Source organism: Marinomonas rhodophyticola, from assembly GCF_026113935.1.
GTDB lineage: Bacteria > Pseudomonadota > Gammaproteobacteria > Pseudomonadales > Marinomonadaceae > Marinomonas > Marinomonas rhodophyticola.
Window position 1 is genome coordinate 51,414 of record NZ_JAPEUL010000006.1, and the last position, 22,343, is coordinate 73,756.

Here is a 22,343-nt window from a genome sequence, read left to right on the forward strand (position 1 = left end):
CTAAAAAGAGAGACTTTCTTACAAAACTCACGCAAAAAAGGAATGTTTTAGACTATCCGTCTCCTGAGTAGGAACCTGACCAGAAAGTTAAGATATTCGGTGCTATGATGCCGCACTTTTTTGATTTGGATAACTCTTCTAAAGATAAAAATTGAGCTGTACTCGTTTTCACTGATCGGAAAAAAACATGAACAACCACGCATCCAAGGCTAATAAGCCACAGTCAAACCAAAGGTTTGCACTCATCGCTCTAACGTCACTCTTTTTTATGTGGGGATTCATCACCTCTCTAAATGATATCTTGATCCCTCACTTAAAAGCGGTATTCGACCTTAGCTACACACAAGCTATGATGATACAAATGTGCTTCTTCGGTGCGTATTTTATCGTCTCACTCCCTGCAGGAAACCTGGTGAAAAAAGTCGGTTTCCAGCGTGGAATAGGCATAGGTTTAATGATTGCCGCGGCTGGCTGCCTACTTTTTATTGCAGCCGCAAAAGCACAACAATACGGTATATTTTTAACCGCACTGTTTGTATTAGCAGCAGGTATTACCATTCTTCAGGTGGCTGCCAACCCGCTGGTTACGGTGATGGGGCCAACGGAAACGGCATCCAGTCGCCTAACGCTTTCTCAAGCCTTTAATGCGCTAGGTACAACCGTAGCCCCAATCATTGGTGGCACCCTACTGTTTACTGTTGCCGGACAATATGAGACCAAAGCCCAAGAAGCCGAAAGTGTTATTATTCCTTATATTGCTTTGGCCATTTTGCTTGTGCTGTTAGCGGCTATTTTCACCAGAATTAGCCTTCCAACACCGTCTAACATAGAAGAAGACACAACAGAGACTCCAAGCGCTAGTATTCTCAAACACCGCCACCTTACTTTGGGCGCCATTGCTATATTCATGTACGTTGGTGCCGAAGTGGCCATCGGCAGTTTATTGGTTAATTTTTTTGGACTTGAGAATATTGCGGGACTTGCGGAAATGGATGCTGCCCATTACGTTGCCTATTACTGGGGTGGCGCCATGGTGGGACGCTTTATTGGCGCAGCTCTCATGCAGCGCATCTCTGCTGTGGACTCTGCTCTCCTTTAACGCTGTCGCGGCAATAGCGTTAATTGCGAGCGCCATTCTAAACGATGGCTATATTGCTATGTGGTCTATTCTATTAGTTGGTCTATTTAACTCAATCATGTTCCCAACGATCTTTAGCCTTGCATTAAAAGATCTGGAATCTACAAACCAGTCGCGGCTCCGGTTTACTTTGTCTAGCCATTGTTGGTGGCGCTATATTACCGGTTCTACAAGGGTACATGGCAGACTCTATCGGCCTTCAAATATCCTTTATCATACCGATACTTTGTTATGTATATGTGACTTACTACGGCATTCTAGGTTCTAAGCCAAAAGCAGAATAATTACCCGCAAACATAATCCCTTTTTAGAGTGCCACTAAAAAGGGATTATGATATTGGATGGGGTTACAAGACATTCCCTACCCCCTTCGAGTTTGATTACGACCCGCTCTCTTTGCGTTATATAAATGATTATCCGCTAACGTAATGGCTTCTCGCAACGGTGTGGATTCGTTCATCGTCGCCACACCAAAACTTAGAGTCATATGAAACCTATGATCCAAATAGACAAATTCATGTTGCTGCACTCGTTGTCGTATACCTTCTGCTAATGCATAAGCTTCAGACTCACTGCAATCACACACAGCAATCAAAAACTCTTCTCCTCCCCAACGAGATGCTAGACCCTTTTCTGGAAGCGACGCCTGAATAAGATTCGCTAGCTCGACCAGCGTATAGTCTCCAACATCATGACCATATTCGTCGTTTATTCGCTTAAAAAAATCAACATCCGCTAAAAGTAAATGAAAACTAGAATAAGAACTCGTCTCTAAACGTTGCAGCATACCTCTTCGATTCAATAGCTCTGTCACAGGGTCTCTGTAGGCTACTAACTTCAACTTAGCAGAAGTTTCTTTCAATTCTTGGTTAAAACGAGACATGGAGTATTCGTATATTCCAGACAGGAAAACCACAACAATAAACGAAAACAGAATTCTAGATTTTAGACTAGGATCATATCCAAATTCGTCAAAATGGTTATTGGTAAAAAACATGGTAATAATTAAGGCAAGGGTGAAAAAACTCAGCTCAATCAAGCCTCTTTTCATCCCATGCAAAAACAAAGAAACCGCTGGAACACAATAAATCCAAACGTGCCCTGTCCCCTTTACGCCACCTGTATAAACAAGATAAATCATCAAAATATACAGTGGATAAATAACGAAATTACCAGAAAAGGCATGATTATGAGTACGGCGTAAATAAATATGATTAACTGTGTATAAAAAGGCGATCAATAATAAGAAACAACCCAAAATAGGCTTTCTTTCGTACAAGGCAACAAGACCCAAAGGAAGGGTAAAAAGAACACCGACCGAGGCGAACAGATTAATAATAAATACTCGACGAACATCTTCTGAAAAAACATCGTCAGTAGTCCCTACGTAGAAAAAAGTCAGCCAAGACGATTTGGCTTTATTTTTAAGCGTATTTTCAGCTTTCAATTTATCTAATTGGTTCGTCATGCATACTCTCCGACCCAGCGTCTCTAAGTCGTATATGGCTAATATCCCCCAATCCTACACCAAAGTATTAAATAGCTCCTCTAATAACACCTCCGCTTTACAAATAACAACATTCGATTATTAAGCCGGATACAGGCGTGATAATAAAACAGGAACCACTGTTTCTACTTTTAGAATCCTATCACCTAAATGAACCGACTCCATGCCTGCTTCATGCCATTTACTCACTTCAAATTCATTCCATCCACCTTCAGGGCCAAGTGCTAAAACACAAGGCTTTTGAATATCAACTGGACAGCGTTTAGCTAAATAAGGGTGCGCAAGCAGTCCTATTTTACCTTTTAAAATATCTGGCAGTTGATCTTCTACAAAAGGACGAAACCTAGGAATTAAAGACCACTTTGGCATCATAGTATCTTTAGCTTGCTCAAGACCTTCTAATAAAAACTGCTGAATCGATTCTGTCTGTAGAACAGGGCTTTGCCAGTAACTTTTTTCCACTTTGGCAGAATGAATCAGGTATAACTCCTTCACCCCCATTGTTGCAATGTTCTGCAAGGTACGCTTGAGCATATTCGGTCGTGGTAGCGCCATCACCAATACCATAGGCAAAGGGGTTGGTGGCGGTGACGACAGTTGCAAGGAATGAATATAAGCAGGTTTACCGTCACTGGCAGGCTCATAAATACCCTCACCCATATTGCCGTTCAACACCCCCACTCTCAGCTTATCACCACGCTGGACTTTAATGACTTTACTGACATGAGCTTGCTGACGCTCAGTCAACGTATAAGAGCCATCTTTTAAGGCACAATGGGGATCGAGTAATATGATATTCATCTAAAAAGCACAAAAAGAGTAAAGGAAAAAGAAACGGCCAATCTAAGATTGGCCGTTTCAGTCGATCTAAAAAGCAGTTTGGCTGCGCTTAAATATTCTTGGCAACAAAAGCTTGAACTGCACTTAAGTCATTATCCAAAACGTCATAGGATTCTTTACGCTCGAATAAATCTTTCATGTGCTCAGGCAGTGAAGGAGATTCACAGCCTGCTTTCTCTACAGCTTCTGGAAACTTCACTGGATGCGCTGTTGCCAAAGTAATCATAGGCACAGACTTATCTTTCCAGCAATGACGGGCTGCTTCCAAGCCAATGGCAGTATGTGGATCCAGCAGATATTGCGTATCAGCAAAGACATCGGCAATCACTTCACAGGTTTTTTTATCGTCCACCTTGTAGCTATCAAAATGCTCTTTAACATAAGACCATGCTTTGTCATTCAAGGTCACGTCACCTTTGTTAAAGCGCGCCATCAATTCATCTACCTGAACACCATCGCGATTATGCGCATCAAACAATAGACGCTCAAAGTTACTAGAAACCATGATATCCATACTTGGAGACAAGGTCACATTCAAGGCTTGGCGACTCATGTCATTCTCTGCAATCACACGGTGCAAGATATCGTTCTGGTTGGTCGCCACGACAAGTTGATCAATCGGCAAGCCCATTTTCTTCGCCAAGTATCCCGCAAAAATATCACCAAAGTTACCAGTCGGAACAGAGAAAGACACCTTACGATGTGGCGCACCAACAGACAAAGCAGAAGAGAAATAGTAAACAATCTGAGCCATGATACGGGCCCAGTTAATCGAGTTAACCGCACCTAACTTGGCACCCTTCAAGAAAGACTGATTAGCAAAGCTGGATTTCACCATACCTTGGCAATCATCAAAATTGCCTTTAACGGCAATGTTATAAACATTGTTATCAATCACGGTTGTCATCTGGCGGCGCTGCACCTCAGAAACACGCTGATAAGGGTGCAAAATGAAAATATCCAAATGGTCAGAATGACGACAACCTTCAATCGCTGCAGAACCAGTATCACCCGATGTTGCACCTAGGATAACTAACTTCTCTTTGCGCTCGGACAAAACATAATCCATAAGACGACCAAGCAACTGCAAGGCAAAATCTTTAAATGCGAGAGTTGGACCACGGAACAATTCGAGGATCCATTCGTTATTACCAACCTGAACCATAGGCGCAATAGCACTGTGATTAAAACCCGCATAAGCATCATCAATCATCGTTTTAAAAGCGTCAGCTGGAATATCACCTTCCACAAAAGGCCACATTACCTTAAAAGCCAGCTCTTGATAACTTAGGTTCGCCCAAGAGGCGATCTCTTCTTTGCTGTAATGGGGCAAGGTTTCTGGCACATACAAACCGCCATCGTTAGCTAGACCTGCCAATAATACGTCACCAAAAGAAAGCGCTGGCGCTTTACCACGAGTAGAAATGTATTTCATATTTGCTCTCTCTTACGCCAAGTTTTCAACACGGATTCTTTGCACAGTTCCCGCAACATCCGGCAAGGCTTCAATCGCCGCTATTGCAGCATTCATATTGCGCTCTTTAACATCATGGGTCATTACCACCAATGGCACCAACTCACTGCCTTCGCGCTCACGCTGAATCAAAGACTCAATACTAATGTCGTTCATCGACAAAATCTGAGTAATATTAGCCAACACACCTGCGCGGTCTTTTATCGTCATATTCAGGAAGAAACCACATTCAATTTCCTCTACTGACAAAATTTGCATGTTAGACAAAGAGTCTGCTTGAAATGCTAAATGAGGCACTCGATTGGTTGGATCCGCCGTCAAAGCACGAGCAACATCAATCACATCAGCAACGACAGACGAGCCGGTCGGCAATGCGCCAGCGCCAGCACCATAGGTCAAGGTTGGTCCCACCACATCACCTTGAACCATAATGGCATTCATGACGCCATTCACATTAGCAAGTAGCTGCTTACGAGAAATCAGCGTAGGGTGAACGCGAAGCTCAATACCCGCCTTGGTACGGCGCGCAATGCCAAGATGCTTAATCGCATAGCCGAGCTGATGAGCGAACTCTATGTCTTCAGAGGTAATACGACTGATGCCTTCGGTATAGGTTTTTTCAAACTGCAATGGAATACCAAACGCAATGGAAGCTAAAATCGTCAGCTTATGTGCCGCGTCTATTCCTTCAATATCAAAGGTTGGGTCTGCTTCTGCATAGCCAAGCGCTTGTGCTTCAGCTAACACTTCACCAAAGTTTCGATTCTTTTCACTCATCTCCGTTAAGATGAAATTTCCTGTACCATTGATGATGCCCGCTAACCATTCAATGCGATTTGCGGATAAACCCTCTCGCAGTGTCTTAATAATCGGGATGCCACCTGCAACAGCCGCTTCAAACGCAACAATCACACCGTTCTCTTGAGCCTTGGCAAAAATCTCATTCCCGTGCTCTGCGATTAATGCCTTGTTTGCTGTCACAACATGCTTGCCATTTGCAATGGCAGTAAGAACTAGCTCTTTCGCAACAGAGGTTCCACCAATCAGCTCAAGAACAATATCAATCTCTGGGTTATTAACCACATCGAAAATATCACGGGTGACTTTTATACCAGTGGTATCACATACGTCATTATCGCGGCGTGCACCAACCTGTTCGATAACAATACTGCGGCCAACACGTCGTGTAATTTCTTCTGCATTATTACGCAAAATATTAAAACTACCGGATCCCACTGTCCCCAGCCCACAAATTCCGACTTTTACCGGTTTCAAAACAATACCCCACAGAGATAATTTAATTTTTATAGGACACTTAGTTGACGCAAAAAAAGGTGTTCGTGCCTGCTTAAGTGACAAACTAGATTTATTATAACGCCTGTAATTTTCAAACCCAACGTAGAAACAGCTGAAGAACACTCATGTTTAGTGAAATATTTCGCGATAAGACTATAAACCAAGCTCTTTTACCAACTCGGCTGCAGGCAAATATCCTGGCAAAAAGGCGCCATTATCTAGCACTATACTTGGCGTACCTCGTACCCCCACTTCATTACCCAGTTTATACTGATCCGCAACAGGGTTAACACACTTGTTTTCAGGAATTTCAGCGCCCTGCTTAACCTTAGTAAGCCACCCTTCAGGGTCTGCTGAACACCAAATACTTACCATCTTACGATACGCCTCAGAACCGACTCCCGCTCTTGGGTAGGCCAAGTAACGAACCGTCACTCCTGCGTCATTTAACTTTGGCACTTCTTTATGCAACATTCGGCAGTAACCACAATCAACATCGGTAAAGACTGTGATATGCGCTTTTTCATTCTTAGCCTTATAAACAATCATTTGAGACTCAGGAAGCGCTTCAATCTTAGTTAACTTTGCTTTTTCTGTCACATTCTCAAGCTTGGTACCATCAATGCGATAAAGATCTCCCGCAACAAAATATTTTCCATCTTGAGTGACATGCAACGTAGGACCATTTTTTAAAACAACCACATACAAACCTGCACCTTGGTGCAGCTCCGTACTTTCAATCTCATATTGAGGTAAAGCTGCCTGTACTGAAGATAAAACCGCTGATTGATCTGCCAATACGGTATTTGATAATGAAAATAAAAATACACTCATTGCAGTAACGAGAAAAGACTTACGAGAAGACTTCGTCATGAAAAACCTCAAAGACATGATAAATAGTCTCTATTAGGCCATACCTAGGTGGGTTAGTTCCATAAAAAAAGGCGACTCTCGTCGCCTTTTTTAAATAAGAAAAATTAACGCTTAGCCAATTTTTCTTTGATACGTGCAGATTTACCAGAACGCTCGCGTAGGTAGTAGATCTTAGCTTGACGCACGTCACCGCGGCGTTTAACTTCGATGCTTTCAACCAAAGGGCTGTACGTTTGGAAAGCACGCTCAACACCAACACCGCTAGAAATTTTACGAACGGTAAATGCTGAGTTAAGACCACGGTTACGCTTAGAGATTACAATGCCTTCATAGGCCTGTAGACGCTCGCGTGAACCTTCTTTAACTTTAACTTGAACAACAATAGTGTCACCAGGACCGAAGGCTGGGACTTCTTTTGTCATTTGTTCAGCTTCTAACTGCTGAATCAGTTTAGTTTTATTACTCATGGATGTGACTCCTAATGATATGGTTTCTTATCAGCATGAAGGTTCTTCTTTCTGATAAGCTCGCAATCCCTACTCTGCCGAGGTTGAATCTTCAGTTTCGCGAATAAACTCTTCTAACAGCAACTGCTGTTCCTTGTCCAACTCAAGGTTCTGCAGAAGGTCTGGCCGGCGCTGAAAAGTTCTTCCGAGCTTTTGCTTTAAACGCCAGCGTCTAATCTCCTCGTGGTTGCCACTAAGCAGCACCGATGGCACAGGTTCACCATTAAGCACTTCTGGGCGAGTATAATGCGGACAGTCCAACAGACCATCAGAGAATGAATCTTCATCCGCAGACGCTTGTTTTCCTAACACTCCTGGTACCATACGAAATACAGCATCCATAAGCGCCATTGCCGGCAACTCACCACCACTTAGGACAAAGTCGCCAATGGACCATTCCTCATCAATCTCAGATTGAATCAAACGCTCATCAACGCCTTCATAACGACCTGCTACCAGAATAAATTCTGCTTGTTTAGCAAGTTGTTGCACGCCTTCTTGCGTTAGCGTACGCCCTTGAGGGGATAGATAAATAACTTTTGCATTGGGTACCGATAATTTGGCACTCGCAATCGCATCTTTGAGAGGCTGAACTTTCATCAGCATCCCTGGACCACCACCATAAGGTCGGTCATCAACAGTCTTATGTTTGTCATATGTAAAGTCACGGGGATTAAAAAAATCCACCTCAACTAACCCTGACTTAATGGCTCTGCCTGTTACTCCATACTGAGTAATGGCCTGAAACATCTCCGGAAAGAGCGATATAACGCTAACCTTCACGTTGTGACCTCAGCTTATCGGTTTAAAATTCTGGATCCCAATCCACCACCATTTCCTGCTGCTCTAAATCGATGTTTAGAACATAAGTGCCTGGGGCATAAGGAATCAGTCGCTCTTCACGATCAAAGCTACCTTCACACGCGCGGACAACGAGAACATCATTCGCACCAGTTTCCATAAGTTGAGAAACCTTCCCTAAGAGGATACCCTCTTTGGTAATAACCCTCAGTCCTTCCAGTTGGCTCCAGTAATAATCACCTTCTTCCAATTCTGGTAGTTCTGTTGCATCTATATAAATGTCCATACCACAGATATCTTTTACTTGATCTCTGTCGTTATAACCTTTTACTGATGCCACCAAGCCCCGTCCTTGCAAACGACCTTGGCTTAATTCTACAGTCTTCCACCCACTAGGAGTTTTCAACCACCAATGCTTGTAATCAAAGATCCCTTGCATTGGATCGGTGTGCGAATATAACTTCACCCACCCTTTAACACCATAAACTGATGTAATGCGTCCAACCACAAGGGCTTGCTCTGGAGCGGCCGCTTGTTTTAATTCAGACATAGCACTACCTCAGTATTAAGCGTTTTTACCAGCTTCTTTAACAAGCTGTGCTGCACGATCAGAAAGTTGAGCGCCTTGGCTAACCCAATGATTTACGCGTTCTAGATCAACACGTAAACGTTCTTCTTGACCACGAGCAACAGGGTTAAAGAAACCCAAACGCTCGATATAACGACCATCACGAGCACGACGGCTATCAGCCACGTTCAAATGATAGAATGGGCGCTTTTTAGAGCCACCACGAGAAAGACGAATAGTTACCATATGATTGGTTCCTTATTGCTTAACGAAACACCCCTTGCCGAGTCGAATTTTTGACTCATACTACAAGAAGGCGGCATATTCTAGTCGATAAACTAGAAAAACAAAAGGGCGATTTACTCGCCCCAACACTTTAATTGAAAGTTTTTTAACAACCTCCAATAAAAACAACGAAATAACATTGATTATTTCGGAAAACCACCGCCACCAGGGAAGCCGCCAGGCATCATTCCACCTAATCCGCGCATCATTTTTTGCATACCGCCCTTGGTACTAAACTTTTTCATCATCTTTTGCATCTGCTTATGCTGCTTCAACAAACGATTCAGGTCTTGTATTTGCAATCCAGCCCCCGTAGAAATACGCTTCTTACGAGAACCATTAATGACATCAGGGTTACGTCGTTCAGCGGGCGTCATAGAGTTAATAAGTGCCTCCATTTGAACAAACATCTTGTCATTCACCTTATCTTGGATATTTCCTAACTGCCCCATACCCGGCAGCTTATCCAACATGGAACTCATGCCACCCATGTTTTTCATCTGCTGAAGCTGCTCTTTGAAATCTTCCAGATCAAAGCCTTTGCCTTTTTTGAGCTTGCCAGCAAGTTTCTCAGCTTTTTCTTTATCAATCTTTTGCTCTGCTTCCTCTATTAAAGAAAGCATATCCCCCATACCAAGAATACGAGAGGCCAAACGGTCTGGGTGGAACGGCTCTAGAGCATCGGTTTTCTCACCTACACCCAAAAACTTAATCGGCTTGCCTGTAATGTGGCGAACAGATAATGCAGCACCGCCACGCGCATCACCGTCAGTCTTGGTTAATATCACCCCAGTCAGTGGTAACACATCACCAAATGCCTTTGCTGTGTTCGCCGCATCTTGACCTGTCATTGCATCGACGACGAATAGGGTTTCTATGGGGTTTACAGCCGCATGCAAGGCCTTAATTTCCGCCATCATCTCATCATCTATCGCGAGACGCCCGGCAGTATCGATGATCAAAACATCTTTATGGGCCTTCTTAGCATAATCGATCGCATTATTAACGATATCAATCGGCTTCTGCGATAAGTCACTGGGAATGAAATCAACACCCACTTCACCAGCCAGTGTTTCAAGTTGCTTAATAGCGGCTGGACGATAAATATCCGCACTCACCACCGAAACCGATTTTTTCTCACGCTCTTTTAAGTATTTTGCTAACTTTGCCGCAGACGTGGTTTTACCCGCCCCTTGCAAACCCGCTAGCAAAATAATAGCAGGGCGCGCCACACGAAGGTTAAGGCCATCGTTGGCCTGACCCATGACACTCTCAAGTTCCTGCTTAACAATTTTCAGAAAGACTTGACCAGGACTCAAGCTTTTTGAGACCTCCGTCCCTATCGCACGCTCTTTGACAGCCGCAATAAAGTCTTTAACTACAGGCAGTGCAACATCCGCTTCAAGTAATGCCATGCGTACTTCGCGCAACACGTCTTGTATGTTGTCTTCGGTTAATTTTGCTCGACCTCGAATACGATCAAGCGAGGAAGTTAAGCGATTCGATAAATTGTCGAACATATTTGCCCTCAAATTTTGGCTCTGAATGGAAAAAACCTACGGTTTCAGTTTATCCAAGGTGAAATTGTCTCTATTATAACGGATAAATGATTATCACCCTATACCTTTACCCTGCGGAACCTTTAGTTTCATGACTCAATTATCGCTTTGGCTTGCTTGTATCGCTTGTTTGATTGCTGGCACAGCGTATTACCTACGTCCAAGAAATCGTGCCACTCAATATATTGGAGCGATTGCAATCGCCCTGCACACCTTATCACTCACACAATTATTGCTTAGTAGAGACGGCTTTAATTTCTTGACCATTGGACTACTGATTGCATTAATCGGAAATAGCTTACTGTGGTTTAGTAATCGTGACAAAGATTTGTCTTTGCTGCTTGGCGCTGCCTTCCCTCTCGGTTCGGTCATTATTGCACTAAATGCCATCGAACCTTGGAACTTAACCCCCTTACACAGTAACTCCTGGGGTACAAGCGCTCACATTCTGATCGCATCCGTGGCTTACAGCTTATTTACGACAGCCTGCGGTGTCGGCATTTTACTTGCCATGCAAGAATATCAACTGAAGCATCACAAATTAAAGCAACTACTTAGAGTACCACCACTGCAAGTACTAGAACGTTTAATGTTTGAATTCATTTGGGCTGCTTTCATTTTATTGACCATTACTATAGCAACAGGTTTTTATTTTATTGAAGACATGTTTGCACAGCATCTTGTTCATAAAACGTTTTTCACTATCGCCTCTTGGTTTGTGTTTGCAGGGCTATTATTAGGAAGATACATAGCTGGCTGGCGTGGTCAACTAGCTGTCAAGCTAACGTTAAGCGGCTTTTTTCTATTGATGCTCGGCTATTTTGGCAGCCAAATAGTGCTGCAAATTTTATTGTCATGATAAACAAAGACACAAAGTCATTTGACACTAAGATCCTAAATACGAATAATCCTTTTATCTACATAACTGAGGCGATCCCTTTTTGAACGATATCCCCTTAAGTGTTCTTGGTGGAACACTTTTTTGTCTAATCATACTGTCCGCTTTCTTTTCGAGTTCCGAAACAGGGATGTTGTCGTTAAACAAATATCGACTGAAACATCTGGTGAAGAGCAAGAACCGTTCCGCAATGAAAGTAAGCACCTTATTAGAGCGCCCTGACAGACTCATTGGTGTTATATTAATTGGTAACAATTTTGTAAATATCCTCTCCTCTGCTATTGCCACTATCATTGCCGTTCGTCTTTGGGGTGATGCTGGTGTTGCCATAGCAACCGGCGCACTCACCATGGTGATTTTGATCTTCGCTGAAGTCACACCAAAAACACTAGCCGCTATACACCCAGAAAAAATCGCTTTCCCCGCATCATGGGTTTTGTCTGTTTTGCTAAAAGCCTTGTATCCACTCGTGTTTATAGTCAACACACTGTCAAATGGACTGTTACGCTTAATTGGCGTTCATGCCTCTCAAACCAATCATGACACTTTAGATTCTGAGGAACTAAGAACTGTTGTCAACGAGGCAAGCGGCTTAATACCTGCAGCCCACCAAGAAATGCTGCTGTCTATATTAGATTTAGAAAAAGTCTCTGTTGAAGACATCATGATTCCTAAAAACGAAGTCATCGGTATTGACCTTGAAGACTCGATAGAAGAAATCATTGAACAGATCTGCCAAAGCAGACACACACGCATGCCTGTCTACAATGGCGAAATAAACAAAATAATCGGTATCCTACACGCACGACATGCAGCCATGTTTTTACGCGACCCAATGCCATCCAAAGCGGCCTTGTTAAAAGCAACGGTTGAACCTTATTTCATTCCAGAAAGCACATCATTAAACACGGTGCTACTCAATTTCCAAAAGGATCACCAACAAATGGGAATCGTAGTGGATGAGTACGGAGACGTGCAAGGCATAGCAGCCTTAGAAGACGTGCTGGAGGAAATCGTTGGTGAATTTACACCACCAACACTAGACGAAGAAGAAGAGATACAAAGTCTCGATGATGGCTCTTTTAGAATAGAAGGATCAACGCACATCCGCGAAATCAATAAAACGCTTAATTGGCACTTGCCGACAAATGGACCAAAAACATTAAATGGCCTCATTATTGAAACACTGGAGTTTATCCCTGAGCACCCTATTAGCCTATGGGTCGGACATTACATGATTGAAATCCAAGAAATTGAAGACAAAGTCGTCAAATACGCAAAACTCCAATTAAAGCGTTAAGGAAAAACTCATGAGATACTGCCCGCAATGTGGTCATTCCGTCAACATGACCATTCCATCTGGTGATAATCGCATCAGAGCGGTGTGCCCAAATTGCGAGCATATCGATTACGACAATCCTAGGCTGATCACAGGAACAATACCCATATTTGACGGCAAAGTCTTATTATGTCGACGCAATATAGAGCCACGCCTTGGCTTCTGGACTTTACCTGCCGGGTTTATGGAAAACCAAGAAACCACCCGCGAAGGTGCTCTGCGTGAAACACTAGAAGAAAGTGGCTCCACGGCAATCTGTAAACAAGCCTTTAGCATGATCAGCATCCCTAGAATCAACCAAGTTCATCTTTTTTATATCGCAGAATTAGAAAAGGACGACTTTCATGCAACAGAAGAGAGCTCCGAAGTTGCACTGTTTGGGCTGGACGAAATACCTTGGGATGAACTGGCGTTCAGTAGTGTTTCTAAAACCATAGAATTTTTCATTGCTGACCACAAAAAAGGCCAGTACGGTTTTCATGAAGACACCATTCACTTTAACACTGTATCTGAATAAAATGGTAGGCCACCTCTTCATAGGGGTGCGCTAACAACAAAGCCGCCAAAACACTCGCCTTAACTTCCTCACTCAACACCATTTCCACCCGATATTCATCAACAAGCTCTAATTCATCGACCTTACCAAGAAAAGGTGCCGCTCCTTTTTTCGGCCTAAACTGCCCCTGCCCTTTTACTTGCCAACAACAAGAATCATAGTTTCCCATTGAACCTGCACCAGCCGAAAACACAGCTTGTTTGACAGATTCTAAATGAGACTCAGGTACATAAAACACTAACGAATACATACTATTTTCCAACAGCTCTACAAAAGCAAAAACTCAACTTATTAAGCTCACCAAAAGCTAGCCTGCTCCTGACTTTGCGGCAGAAGTAAAGCGCTCTGATAATTGGGTGTTAATAAACGGACCTTTTTATCCAATTGTGCCGCTAGAGTGGGCGCCGCGATATTATCCGATGAATGCACAAACACACTTGGCGTGAGTCCTTCAGATAGCCACTGAGACAATTTAGCCGCCCACTGATCTAACCACAATTCATTACGCGGCAAATCCGGATGACCAATAAAACGCACAACTGGATGACTCGCAGTCGCAACGGGATGACAAGGCACTCTCGGCTTTTTCTTCTGAGCATCAACCAGACTTTCACAATAAGCTTCCGTAGAAAAAACTGGCCTAGAATCCATCACCACACGATTTACATGACGATCGGACAAGCCAGCTAAAAAACGCGGCTCGATATGAGCCTTATCAAAATAAGCTAAGTTTCGCACCTCTACAGACAAAGGTGTAGAAAGCGTCCACATATCACACAACGCCAAAATAGCATCTAAAGCCCGCTCATCACATATTGCAGGAAATTGTAGCATAGTTGGGCCAAGCTTATTCTGTAGCGGTTGCAGCGAAAGCATAAAGGCCACCCAATCCTGCTGAACATCAAGCCATGGACGTTCCAATAATCGATGCGTTACTGTTTGCGGTGCTTTAAAGCTAAATTTAAACCCTTCGCCAACTGAGTTATACCAACGCAATAACTGAGTATCATCGACTTTAGTATAAAAAGTACTGCCAACTTCAACCGTTGAAAACACTTGCGAATATCGACCAATTCTATCTCCAGCGGATAAAGAAGCAGCATAGAGCCAATTCACCCAAGCTGGATGTTGCCATTGTGCCATACCGTAATAAATAGTCATGCTGTTACTTGTCGGTACTCAACAGCATCAATAAGGTAGGTTTTCTCTCCACCGGCAAGGCGAATAACCACCTCATCCCCTTCTTGCTTTTTGAGTAAAGCCCGGCCACCGGAGAATCAATACTGATATAATTTGGATTATGGTCCAGTTCATCTGGCCCAACAATTCGATACTCTTTTATGCTTCCCATTTCATCTTCTAGTGTCACCCAAGCACCAAAAACACTCGTTGTTGATCGCTAGGAAAGCGATCAACAACCGTACAAATGTCTAAACGCTTCTCTAAATAACGTACGCGACGGTCAATTTCACGCAGCTGTTTTTTGCCATAAATATACTCGGCATTCTCTGAACGGTCACCTTGTGCAGCAGCCTCCCGAACAGTTTCAGTCACGGCAGGACGCTTCTCTTTCCACAAATATTTTAGCTCTGCCAACAGAGCCTGAGCACCTTCTTGAGTAATATAAGCAGATTTTGGTGGTGAAGGGGGACGATATCGACTCATTAATAGCCACCTTTTCAATGATTAAAAACAACAGTAAAAACAAAAATGCCGCCAATGATTACTTGGCGGCATTATGAGCGTTATAGTGCTAAGAAATTACACCATATAAGCTTAAGATTCTTGCTTGTGCACGTGAACATCCATTTGAGGGTATGGAATACCGACACCACGCTCATCAAAAGCGTATTTAATTTTCTCTAAGAGATCGGCGCGCACAGCCCAATAATCTCCAGAAGCCACCCAAGGTCGCAAGAAGAAATTGACTGAACTGTCAGCCAATTCAGACACGGCAATTAAACAAGAAGGCTCTTTTAGAATACGCTCGTCAGCACTCACAATGTCTTCCATAATCTGTTTTGCCAAACGGATATCTGCGTCATAACTGATACCAATTACAAGGTCGAGACGACGAGTGGCTTCACGCGAAAAGTTCACAATAGAACCGTCCATGATCGACGAATTTGGCATGATAATAACGCGATTATCTGGTGTTTTAAGATATGTATGAAATAGCTCTATACGATTCACTGTGCCCATTTGGCCACCAGCATCAATAAAGTCACCCGACCGAAACGGGCGCAATAAAATAATAAGCACACCCGACGCAAAGTTAGACAAAGAACCTTGCAAAGCCAAACCAACGGCTAGGCCGGCCGCACCAAGAATGGCAATAAAAGAGGTCGTTTCAACACCGATTTGCCCCAGCGCCATTAAAGCCACACCAGCAAACATCAAAGCATATAAAATGCTCGATGCGAAGCCCGCCACCGCTTGATCAACAGACGCTTTGAGTAAGCGTTTTTCACACCAATGAGACACTTTGGCGGCAACAAATTTGCCCACAAAAAAAACAATGAGACCAATCGATAAATTAATCACTGTATCAACTAACCAAGGCATCCACTCAGATCCCTGCTCAAACAACGCCTCTAACTCATTCATAATGTTTAAACCCTATGCTCTTCCATTTTAAAATTTAGACCTTTTTCACGACAACCGTGCCAATGGCCTCAGACCAAATAGTGTAATTTATGCTGCCACTCATCAAGTAACAATTCCAGCTGTGATAACCCTTTTTTGTTAAAAGAGATACAAAACTGACCATTTATTAATTGCGTCCCTTTTATTCCAAACTCATCAATCAGCAAACACCGCTCTCTTAATTCATCCAGTGCATCATCGTCTCTCACCGTCATACCAAGAAAGGCATGCCATTCATATTCAGGCAAAACACCCTGTATCGCCCTTTTAAGCAAAGCAACACACTGCTCTTGTGTTAACCTATAATAAGGTACTTTCGATTGATGACGAATAAAAAACAACACCAACAAAATCAGCAATAAAAATAAGAAAACAATAGAAACCAGCAGTTGAATAAACATTATTTGAAATCATGAGCCATTAGCGATGCTTTCGCCCGCAGCAAATGCTCAGCGTATTCCGTTTCATATCCATCCATTTCTCGTCGAAATTTTATTTTCGCAGATTTTGGCAAACTCCCCCACTGCTCGTGGGTTGGAATGTGCTGTGTTTTTTCAGCCATAATGTAAAAAGCGGAAATATCGTCATGTTCCGACAAATCTTCACTCAACTGATCCAATAAATTTTTGATTCGAATGCTGGCTTCAATCCAATTAACCTCATCAGTCCCAGCCACACTCAACAACACCCTGATACTATCAATCCTTTTTTGACGCTCTTCAAGAAAGCGGTCTTCTCCTGCTTGAACCTTCTCTTCTCGTATTTTATTTAATTTAAGCTGATGCCGAATAAACCAAAGCGAAGCCACGATAACAAGCAATGAACACAGCAACATAATCAAAAAAGCAGTAAAAGACATAATCAATCCAATCAAAATAAATAGTAATCAAGCGAAGACTTAAGTATACCAAGTTGCGATTAATGCAACCCATCACCCACGCTGTTCAGATATAAATGCATATTGTTATGCTTGTTTTTACGGCATATTAATAAACATAAAACCCTCAAAGTCCCAGTCTATTTTTCACAACGTATCAAGACCAGAAGCTCTTTAAACAAGTGAGGCGTCGACACAATTAACCCTTCTCCATTAACCACTTCAGGCCAAATTGAAGTATGGGGTAAATAATATCCCACGACCGCCCCCGACTCTTCCGCAATTAACGCTCCAGCCACCATATCCCAAGGTTTCACACTTTCAAAATAAGCATCTAAACGTCCAGCCGCCACCCAACACAAATCCAGTGCAGCCGAGCCATTGCGACGAATATCCTGACAATGATGCAAAATACGTGATACACGATCTACAATCGGCAATAACGCTGTTTTTTGATAAGGAAACCCCGTTGCTACCAACGCATTCCTTAACTGTTTTGCACCAGAAACAGCCAAAGGTTTGCCATTACAAAAGGCACCTGAACCTTTTAACGCCCAGAAGCATTCCCCTAAAAATGGCGCGTTCACAACCCCTAAAATACGCTCTCTGCCGACATAAAGACCAATTGAAACCGCGACATGGTGATGCCCATGGGCAAAATTCACCGTACCATCAATTGGATCAATCACCCACACAGGCACATTGTCGGCAATAGCACTAAGGTCCATATGAGGAGATGACTCTTCTGATAAAATAGAATGCTTAGGATAATGCTCACGAATACGACCGCAAATAAACTGATCTACCGCAATGTCAGTCGAAGTCACTAACTCATGGTCCATTTTATAATCACGCACGAAACTTGAGTTCTTACGCGCTTCCGCAATCATATCGCCTGCTTTTATAGCAAGGTTTTTCGCAAACTCTAACCACTCGGTATAGTTGTTGGACACAAAGAACTCCTAACGTTTCCTACTTATTAACACTAAGCTAATACAGTATTTAGCCAGTGCGAAATATCTTGCGCCTGCTCAGGGCAAACTGAATGAGGCATATTATAAGTCTGATATGACACAGAATATCCCTTGGATAACAGGCAATCTTTTGCTTGCACCGCTAAAACTGGCGCAACCACTGGATCTTGCAAACCGTGATGAATGAGAATAGGAGTATGACCATTAGGACAAACATCCGCTTCAACCACCTCATTAGCATTAACCAAATAAGTCGATAATGCTAAAACACCTGCCAATACATGCTTAGATTGAAGTGCCGTCTGATAAGCAATAACGCCACCCTGAGAAAAGCCCGCTAATACAATACGATTTGGGGCGATACCTTGATTAATTTGATCCTGTATCAATTGCTCAATCTGACAACTGGATTCTGCAATATTAGCCAAATCCACTTTTCGCTCTAACGTCATTTCGTAAATGTCATACCAAGCTCGCATCATCATACCTCCGTTGACCGTTACAGGACGGCGCGGCGCATGAGGAAACACAAAACGGACCTTTAGCGTAGGCAACAAAGACAAGGCGGGAACCAAAGACTCAAAATCATGACCATCCGACCCAAGACCATGCAACCAAATAATGGCTGCATCAGGTTGATCGCTCGTTTCAACAAGAACAGATGGCAATAATTCAGTCATTTTTAACACTCCAAAAAAATAGGCTATAGCAGTTTGCCATAGCCTATCATATTTGCCATTTATCGCTCGACTGTCATCTGAACTTAATCATGACCGCCAAACCTAATGCTCTATAGGAAATCGCATTTCCACAACACCTTGCTCTCTATTTAATCGGAACAACACATCAGCTCGCTCAGGCATGACCGCTAACATATGTCGAGTCAGCCTTTCGTAATACTGCATAAACTCCTTCAACTCATCCGATGACATCACTTTTAAATCAATGGTATCCAATAAGACACCGTGTATATCATGAAGATGGCTTTCTAGAACTCGCTCTTGTTTGTTTCGCCAGCCATAAACCACATCATAACTAGGCGCTTGCATCCAAACCATGAGATCTATTTTCGCAAACAACTTTTTATAATCGTCTTTTAAAAGCTGATTAACCTTATTGCGCCACAAGCAATCTGCATCCATATCCGCTTCAAGTCCATTGATTGGGTGCTGTATATTGCCTCGCATGGGCGGCGCACCAACACACCACCCCTCAAACAACACAACATCAACAGGACCTTGAACTTCCTGCCATAAATGTACAGGCTTTCGGTCATCGACAGATTTATCAAAGCAAGGAAACTTCATCACTTCGCCATCTTTCAGGTTTTTCAACCTTTCAAAAAGCACTAGTGCCAAGCTCACATCGTGCGTTCCAGGTACACCTCGAACAGAAAACATCGGAGTCGTTTGACTGGCAAATTTAAGTCGTTCATGACGAGTGCTGTATAAGTCATCCAAACTGAGCACTATACAATTTAACTCAAAGCCTTTATTCATTATTCGACTTATCACATTGCAAAAAGTCGTTTTTCCACAGCCTTGAGCACCGCCAAGCCCCACAACCAATGGTCCATGCCCAACACGAGCCTTCTCACTTAGCCAGCTCGCAAAAGGCAAATACAGACGATCTAATTGATCGACCAACGATGGATCAGCATACAAACGCCCCAAAGTTTGTTCTACCTCAAATCGTAGCCGCTGAGATAAAGGCCCCGGCATATTCAAGTTTACTTCGTTAAACTTACGCTCTTGTTTAAACATAACGCCCCCTCCAAACTGTTCTTAACTTAAGTATAGTAAAGCAGTAAACAGTTGATCATAATTTACACAATCAATCAGAAGAAAGGCAAAATCAGTTGCTGAGGCTTTGGGGGAGATAAACGATACCCCACACCAATCAAGCGTACAGGGCGACGAAATCGAGCATAAGCCTGCTCTAAAAGAGTCAAAAAGATAGTATTGGATAATTTATTTTTAATAGGCAGTTCTATTGTAGTTTGCTTAAAGTTATCAAATTTTATCTTCAAATAATATTTACTTAACTGAGTTTCAAAATGTCGTCCTGCCATACGCCTTTCTAACTCCATCAAAAGCTTAGGGATAACAGCTTGGCATGCGGCTAAATCAAGCAGATCGGCCGAAAATGTATGCTCTACAGAGATACTCTTCCTTTCTCTTGATGTCATAACAGGTCGATTATCAATCCCTAAGGCGAATTGAGACAGTCGAAATGCCATGCTGCCAAAATGCTTTTGCAATACAACAAAATCCAGTTTCTGTAGATCAGCGCATGTAAACACATCTAATGACGCCAACTTATCTTGAGCAACACGGCCTATTCCAGAAATAAACTTAACCGGAATAGAGGAAACAAATTCGAACTGCTTTTCTGGCGTTACAATGGTTAAGCCGTCTGGCTTATCCCAATCACTGGCTACCTTTGCAATGAACTTATTTGTTGCCACCCCAGCAGACACAGTAATGCCTATCTCTTTTAATACTCTGCTGCGTATTTTCTCCGCTATTCGTGTTGCACTTCCTTGAAAGCATTCGGAATCGGTCACATCAAGATAGGCCTCATCTAACGACAACGGCTCAATAATAGAAGTAAACTCTCGAAAAATAGCCTGCATTTGAGAAGATGCTTCGCGATATTTATTCATATCACCAGGGAGAACCAGTAACGAAGGACACAATCGCGTAGCCACCGACGTTGGCATAGCAGAACGCACCCCATAACCACGGGCAATGTAATTCGCCGTTGACAATACACCGCGACCACTAGCCGCACCTCCTATCGCAATAGGAATATCACGCAACTTTGGGTTGTCCCGCATCTCTATTGCGGCGTAAAAACAATCGGCATCAATATGAATAATCTTGCGATTCGATGACATAACACTAATTTTTACTGTACAAAAAAACAGTATATTCTATCTTGGCTCATCATTCATCCATCAAATAAACATGTAAAGATTCTTCTCGAAAAAACATCCTCAACGTAAAATCCTTGATATGATCGAATCTGACACAAGAAAAAAACAAATTCGCCATTTAAAATCAATAAAAAACACTTTTTAGGCAAGCAAACATGGACGCTAGAGCGTAAAATGGTTTACATTTTGTTGATCAAACTAACAATATTGAAAAGCTGAAAAACCCTCTAGCACACTATTACTTGTGATAAGGCATTACCCAATAAGAGCTAGGCAATGAACTCTCAGCTTTTCAACAAAAGATAAAAGCCTCGTAAGGCTTACACTTAAAGGCAAAGGGCACACCATGATACGACCATTTAACATTATTTTAATCGCCATAGGTGCAGTAACGCTTGCGGGTTGTCAAAGTCTTAACCAACAGAGCGCCACAGGACAGCCTTGTACCACCGTTGCACCTTGTAATGGAAACGTTGTTGGAAGCCCATCTACCCCATACACGCAAAACAGCGCGCTTAACACCAACAATACGGTCGTCATTGTGAAACAAGAACCTATTATTGTGACCGCTACGGGTTATGCCGCCACGATGACAAGTAAGCGTCTAACACAATCCCAAGCTCGTATCATGACGATGCGTAGCTCAATGTTGGATGCCTACCGAAACCTATCGGAACGGGTTTATGGACTAAAAATCGATGGTTCAAGCTCTCTAAGCAATATGGTCATGCAAAATGACGAGCTAAGAACCTATGTGGATGCTTATTTAGTGGGGGCAAAGGTCGTTTCACAAAGAGAGCACGAAGACGGCACATTTGAAACCGTGGTAGAAATGGCACTGCAAGAAAACTTTCGTCAATGTGTAACCTCTAACAATGTGCAAGCAGACCCCAATTGCAAAGTCCAACCAGGCTATCGCGCCATTAATGTTCAAAACGCCACCCCAACAACTAATTTTTACAGCATTGAATAACCGATGGTTACTTTAAAACGCGCATTCATTACTGCCCTATTCCTCACCTTGCCAATTGCCACTTTTGCCAACAGCATTGATGCTGTTGGTGAAGCCATTATCTATAATAATGATATCGCCGATGCTCGTTACAGAGCCACTCAACAAGCCATCAAACAAGCCGTTTTGGAATCTGGTTCGAGAGTGAACGTTAAAGACGAGCCTCAATAATGGTGAAGTAGAATCAAACTTAGAAATACGTAGTTCTGGTTATGTTCAAAAAGCGCGTATCCTCTCAGAAGAACAAAACGGTGAC

The 22,343-nt window shown here is 42.8% G+C and carries 25 protein-coding genes and 1 pseudogene; 6 read left to right on the top strand and 20 right to left on the bottom strand.

The window, feature by feature from the left end; genetic code table 11:
- Window positions 1–187: 187 nt before the first annotated feature.
- Window positions 188–1,099, top strand: coding sequence for a sugar MFS transporter (locus ONZ52_RS06080; protein ID WP_265217810.1), 912 nt, complete (start codon window positions 188–190; stop codon window positions 1,097–1,099).
- A 400-nt stretch (window positions 1,100–1,499) separates the two neighbouring features.
- Here the strand turns inward: ONZ52_RS06080 and ONZ52_RS06085 are convergent, their stop codons facing one another.
- The 10 genes from ONZ52_RS06085 to ffh all read right to left on the bottom strand — a co-directional run bounded on the left by ONZ52_RS06085 (window position 1,500) and on the right by ffh (window position 10,808).
- The gene (locus tag ONZ52_RS06085) at window positions 1,500–2,606 is read right to left on the bottom strand and encodes a GGDEF domain-containing protein (protein ID WP_265217811.1); all 1,107 of its coding nucleotides are present in this window, start codon (window positions 2,604–2,606) and stop codon (window positions 1,500–1,502) included.
- A gap of 120 nt (window positions 2,607–2,726) precedes the next feature.
- Window positions 2,727–3,446, bottom strand: coding sequence for a 16S rRNA (uracil(1498)-N(3))-methyltransferase (locus tag ONZ52_RS06090; RefSeq protein ID WP_265217812.1), 720 nt, complete (start codon window positions 3,444–3,446; stop codon window positions 2,727–2,729).
- Window positions 3,447–3,534: 88 nt separating this feature from the next.
- Window positions 3,535–4,920, bottom strand: coding sequence for a threonine synthase (gene thrC / locus ONZ52_RS06095; RefSeq protein WP_265217813.1), 1,386 nt, complete (start codon window positions 4,918–4,920; stop codon window positions 3,535–3,537).
- Window positions 4,921–4,932: 12 nt separating this feature from the next.
- Window positions 4,933–6,234 (bottom strand): homoserine dehydrogenase, encoded by a 1,302-nt coding sequence (locus tag ONZ52_RS06100; RefSeq protein ID WP_265217814.1) that lies wholly within the window; start codon window positions 6,232–6,234, stop codon window positions 4,933–4,935.
- Between the two features lie 174 nt (window positions 6,235–6,408).
- Window positions 6,409–7,128 carry a thioredoxin fold domain-containing protein gene (locus ONZ52_RS06105; RefSeq protein WP_265217815.1) on the bottom strand — a complete coding sequence of 240 codons (720 nt, stop codon included), beginning with the start codon at window positions 7,126–7,128 and terminating at the stop codon, window positions 6,409–6,411.
- Window positions 7,129–7,232: 104 nt separating this feature from the next.
- Window positions 7,233–7,595: a 50S ribosomal protein L19 gene (gene rplS, locus ONZ52_RS06110; protein WP_111608147.1), complete on the bottom strand. Its 363-nt coding sequence runs from the start codon at window positions 7,593–7,595 to the stop codon at window positions 7,233–7,235.
- A 69-nt stretch (window positions 7,596–7,664) separates the two neighbouring features.
- Window positions 7,665–8,417, bottom strand: coding sequence for a tRNA (guanosine(37)-N1)-methyltransferase TrmD (gene trmD, locus ONZ52_RS06115; RefSeq protein ID WP_265217816.1), 753 nt, complete (start codon window positions 8,415–8,417; stop codon window positions 7,665–7,667).
- A 22-nt stretch (window positions 8,418–8,439) separates the two neighbouring features.
- Entirely contained in the window at window positions 8,440–8,985 is a 546-nt protein-coding gene (rimM, locus tag ONZ52_RS06120; RefSeq protein WP_265217817.1) for a ribosome maturation factor RimM, read from the bottom strand.
- Between the two features lie 15 nt (window positions 8,986–9,000).
- Window positions 9,001–9,249, bottom strand: coding sequence for a 30S ribosomal protein S16 (gene rpsP / locus ONZ52_RS06125; protein WP_111608144.1), 249 nt, complete (start codon window positions 9,247–9,249; stop codon window positions 9,001–9,003).
- 182 nt (window positions 9,250–9,431) lie between these two features.
- The gene (gene ffh / locus ONZ52_RS06130) at window positions 9,432–10,808 is read right to left on the bottom strand and encodes a signal recognition particle protein (RefSeq protein ID WP_265217818.1); all 1,377 of its coding nucleotides are present in this window, start codon (window positions 10,806–10,808) and stop codon (window positions 9,432–9,434) included.
- A 130-nt stretch (window positions 10,809–10,938) separates the two neighbouring features.
- Between ffh and ONZ52_RS06135 the strand changes: the two genes are divergently transcribed.
- The 3 genes from ONZ52_RS06135 (at window position 10,939) to ONZ52_RS06145 (ending at window position 13,601) form a co-directional block, all read left to right on the top strand.
- The gene (locus ONZ52_RS06135) at window positions 10,939–11,706 is read left to right on the top strand and encodes a cytochrome C assembly family protein (protein ID WP_265217819.1); all 768 of its coding nucleotides are present in this window, start codon (window positions 10,939–10,941) and stop codon (window positions 11,704–11,706) included.
- Between the two features lie 82 nt (window positions 11,707–11,788).
- Window positions 11,789–13,045: an HlyC/CorC family transporter gene (locus ONZ52_RS06140; protein ID WP_265217820.1), complete on the top strand. Its 1,257-nt coding sequence runs from the start codon at window positions 11,789–11,791 to the stop codon at window positions 13,043–13,045.
- A gap of 10 nt (window positions 13,046–13,055) precedes the next feature.
- On the top strand, window positions 13,056–13,601 hold the full coding sequence (locus ONZ52_RS06145; protein WP_265217821.1) for an NUDIX hydrolase: 546 nt from the start codon (window positions 13,056–13,058) through the stop codon (window positions 13,599–13,601).
- Here the strand turns inward: ONZ52_RS06145 and ONZ52_RS06150 are convergent.
- From ONZ52_RS06150 to dinB, 10 genes and pseudogenes are all read right to left on the bottom strand, one after another.
- Window positions 13,582–13,890, bottom strand: a complete 309-nt coding sequence (locus tag ONZ52_RS06150; protein ID WP_265217822.1) for a YqfO family protein — start codon at window positions 13,888–13,890, stop codon at window positions 13,582–13,584. The genes ONZ52_RS06145 and ONZ52_RS06150 overlap by 20 nt on opposite strands.
- A gap of 47 nt (window positions 13,891–13,937) precedes the next feature.
- The gene (locus ONZ52_RS06155) at window positions 13,938–14,801 is read right to left on the bottom strand and encodes a DUF72 domain-containing protein (RefSeq protein ID WP_265217823.1); all 864 of its coding nucleotides are present in this window, start codon (window positions 14,799–14,801) and stop codon (window positions 13,938–13,940) included.
- Window positions 14,798–15,305 (bottom strand): annotated as a pseudogene (gene greB, locus ONZ52_RS06160) (transcription elongation factor GreB). The gene ONZ52_RS06155 and the pseudogene greB overlap by 4 nt, the downstream one beginning before the upstream one ends.
- Window positions 15,306–15,416: 111 nt before the next feature.
- Complete coding sequence (locus ONZ52_RS06165) at window positions 15,417–16,247, bottom strand: mechanosensitive ion channel family protein (RefSeq protein ID WP_265217824.1); 831 nt, start codon at window positions 16,245–16,247, stop codon at window positions 15,417–15,419.
- Between the two features lie 68 nt (window positions 16,248–16,315).
- Window positions 16,316–16,687 (bottom strand): hypothetical protein, encoded by a 372-nt coding sequence (locus tag ONZ52_RS06170; RefSeq protein ID WP_265217825.1) that lies wholly within the window; start codon window positions 16,685–16,687, stop codon window positions 16,316–16,318.
- Window positions 16,687–17,145, bottom strand: coding sequence for a DUF2489 domain-containing protein (locus tag ONZ52_RS06175; protein WP_265217826.1), 459 nt, complete (start codon window positions 17,143–17,145; stop codon window positions 16,687–16,689). The genes ONZ52_RS06170 and ONZ52_RS06175 overlap by 1 nt, the downstream gene beginning before the upstream one ends.
- Window positions 17,146–17,303: 158 nt before the next feature.
- Window positions 17,304–18,116: an inositol monophosphatase family protein gene (locus ONZ52_RS06180; RefSeq protein WP_265217827.1), complete on the bottom strand. Its 813-nt coding sequence runs from the start codon at window positions 18,114–18,116 to the stop codon at window positions 17,304–17,306.
- 32 nt (window positions 18,117–18,148) lie between these two features.
- Window positions 18,149–18,817, bottom strand: a complete 669-nt coding sequence (locus ONZ52_RS06185) for an alpha/beta hydrolase (RefSeq protein ID WP_265217828.1) — start codon at window positions 18,815–18,817, stop codon at window positions 18,149–18,151.
- A 102-nt stretch (window positions 18,818–18,919) separates the two neighbouring features.
- Entirely contained in the window at window positions 18,920–19,900 is a 981-nt protein-coding gene (locus tag ONZ52_RS06190) for a hypothetical protein (protein ID WP_265217829.1), read from the bottom strand.
- A 74-nt stretch (window positions 19,901–19,974) separates the two neighbouring features.
- A complete protein-coding gene (dinB, locus tag ONZ52_RS06195; RefSeq protein ID WP_265217830.1) occupies window positions 19,975–21,036 on the bottom strand; it encodes a DNA polymerase IV in 1,062 nt (353 codons plus the stop codon).
- A gap of 385 nt (window positions 21,037–21,421) precedes the next feature.
- Between dinB and ONZ52_RS06200 the strand changes: the two genes are divergently transcribed.
- Both ONZ52_RS06200 and ONZ52_RS06205 read left to right on the top strand, forming a co-directional pair.
- Entirely contained in the window at window positions 21,422–22,048 is a 627-nt protein-coding gene (locus ONZ52_RS06200; RefSeq protein WP_265217831.1) for an LPP20 family lipoprotein, read from the top strand.
- A gap of 3 nt (window positions 22,049–22,051) precedes the next feature.
- Window positions 22,052–22,258: a flagellar assembly protein T N-terminal domain-containing protein gene (locus ONZ52_RS06205; protein WP_265217832.1), complete on the top strand. Its 207-nt coding sequence runs from the start codon at window positions 22,052–22,054 to the stop codon at window positions 22,256–22,258.
- The last annotated feature ends 85 nt before the right edge of the window (window positions 22,259–22,343 follow it).

Coding starts and splice junctions, on each gene's coding strand:
- ONZ52_RS06085 (WP_265217811.1), bottom strand. CDS start 2,606: ATGACGAACCAATTAGATAAATTGAAAGCTGAAAATACGCTTAAAAAT.
- thrC (WP_265217813.1), bottom strand. CDS start 4,920: ATGAAATACATTTCTACTCGTGGTAAAGCGCCAGCGCTTTCTTTTGGT.
- ONZ52_RS06105 (WP_265217815.1), bottom strand. CDS start 7,128: ATGACGAAGTCTTCTCGTAAGTCTTTTCTCGTTACTGCAATGAGTGTA.
- ONZ52_RS06185 (WP_265217828.1), bottom strand. CDS start 18,817: ATGACTGAATTATTGCCATCTGTTCTTGTTGAAACGAGCGATCAACCT.
- ONZ52_RS06190 (WP_265217829.1), bottom strand. CDS start 19,900: ATGTTTAAACAAGAGCGTAAGTTTAACGAAGTAAACTTGAATATGCCG.
- ONZ52_RS06080 (WP_265217810.1), top strand. CDS start 188: ATGAACAACCACGCATCCAAGGCTAATAAGCCACAGTCAAACCAAAGG.
- ONZ52_RS06155 (WP_265217823.1), bottom strand. CDS start 14,801: ATGACTATTTATTACGGTATGGCACAATGGCAACATCCAGCTTGGGTG.
- dinB (WP_265217830.1), bottom strand. CDS start 21,036: ATGTCATCGAATCGCAAGATTATTCATATTGATGCCGATTGTTTTTAC.
- ONZ52_RS06205 (WP_265217832.1), top strand. CDS start 22,052: ATGGTTACTTTAAAACGCGCATTCATTACTGCCCTATTCCTCACCTTG.
- ONZ52_RS06175 (WP_265217826.1), bottom strand. CDS start 17,145: ATGTCTTTTACTGCTTTTTTGATTATGTTGCTGTGTTCATTGCTTGTT.
- ONZ52_RS06135 (WP_265217819.1), top strand. CDS start 10,939: ATGACTCAATTATCGCTTTGGCTTGCTTGTATCGCTTGTTTGATTGCT.
- ONZ52_RS06165 (WP_265217824.1), bottom strand. CDS start 16,247: ATGAATGAGTTAGAGGCGTTGTTTGAGCAGGGATCTGAGTGGATGCCT.
- rpsP (WP_111608144.1), bottom strand. CDS start 9,249: ATGGTAACTATTCGTCTTTCTCGTGGTGGCTCTAAAAAGCGCCCATTC.
- rplS (WP_111608147.1), bottom strand. CDS start 7,595: ATGAGTAATAAAACTAAACTGATTCAGCAGTTAGAAGCTGAACAAATG.
- ONZ52_RS06170 (WP_265217825.1), bottom strand. CDS start 16,687: ATGTTTATTCAACTGCTGGTTTCTATTGTTTTCTTATTTTTATTGCTG.
- ONZ52_RS06090 (WP_265217812.1), bottom strand. CDS start 3,446: ATGAATATCATATTACTCGATCCCCATTGTGCCTTAAAAGATGGCTCT.
- ONZ52_RS06150 (WP_265217822.1), bottom strand. CDS start 13,890: ATGTATTCGTTAGTGTTTTATGTACCTGAGTCTCATTTAGAATCTGTC.
- ffh (WP_265217818.1), bottom strand. CDS start 10,808: ATGTTCGACAATTTATCGAATCGCTTAACTTCCTCGCTTGATCGTATT.
- rimM (WP_265217817.1), bottom strand. CDS start 8,985: ATGTCTGAATTAAAACAAGCGGCCGCTCCAGAGCAAGCCCTTGTGGTT.
- ONZ52_RS06145 (WP_265217821.1), top strand. CDS start 13,056: ATGAGATACTGCCCGCAATGTGGTCATTCCGTCAACATGACCATTCCA.
- ONZ52_RS06200 (WP_265217831.1), top strand. CDS start 21,422: ATGATACGACCATTTAACATTATTTTAATCGCCATAGGTGCAGTAACG.